Source organism: Bacteroidota bacterium (assembly GCA_039821555.1).
Taxonomy (GTDB): domain Bacteria; phylum Bacteroidota; class Rhodothermia; order Rhodothermales; family Rubricoccaceae; genus JBCBEX01.
Window position 1 is genome coordinate 1 of record JBCBNX010000062.1, and the last position, 741, is coordinate 741.

A 741-nucleotide genomic window follows, 5' to 3' on the forward strand; every position below is an offset into this window, starting at 1 on the left:
GTTAATGGCCCTAGCCTCTGGCGATGCTCTTGCTTCTTCTTTGCTCTCTTAGCCTTGACTGCCCTCTAACTCCTGGAAGTCCTTCCGCTTCAATGCCTGTACAGAATCTGACACAGGTTTGCCTACGCTCTCAAGCGATCTAAGGAGTCTCAAGGAACTCGGCAACTCTTCCTTAGCTTCTTCGTGCAGCTAGCTCTTGCTGTCTATTAAGCAAGCTTTCCTCGAGCAGCGACTGTTTATCAAAAACATAAGACCCTGCTACCTAGCTTCTGCTGAGCATACATAGTGTCTGACATCTGCCCAGTGTCCAGTGCTAACAAGCCTTTGTCTATGCTTAGGCCTCTCCTCAAGCTCTGGATCAACGGCAGCACTAACTATAAGTGTTCTAAGGTAGCGAAACTCCTTGGCACCTAATTAGTGTCCCGCATGAATGATGTAACGACTGCCCAACTGTCTCAAGCCTCCCATTGATGAACTCTCACTGCCTGTGCAAATGCAGGCCTGCTCTCAGTTAGACAAGAAGACCCTACAAACCTTTACTTGCCCCTAGCCTCTCTTACCAAAGCACCGTCTCATCTTTTTGAGCTGCTCTTATTGCCTGGCTCAGCTATCTGTCAGTGACTTTGATTGATGACTTACAGTCTCTCTGCTAGGTCTCAAGTTTATCTGGGACGGACTCCTCTTACATGACGAACAAAGGAACACGAAGGTCCTGAGGCTATAATCTCATGCTCCTGGGCT

1 rRNA gene is annotated in these 741 nt (G+C 48.3%); it reads left to right on the plus strand.

Annotated features, from left to right (window positions below):
• Positions 1-741: ribosomal RNA gene (locus AAFU51_18845) — 23S ribosomal RNA — on the plus strand; the annotation flags it as partial.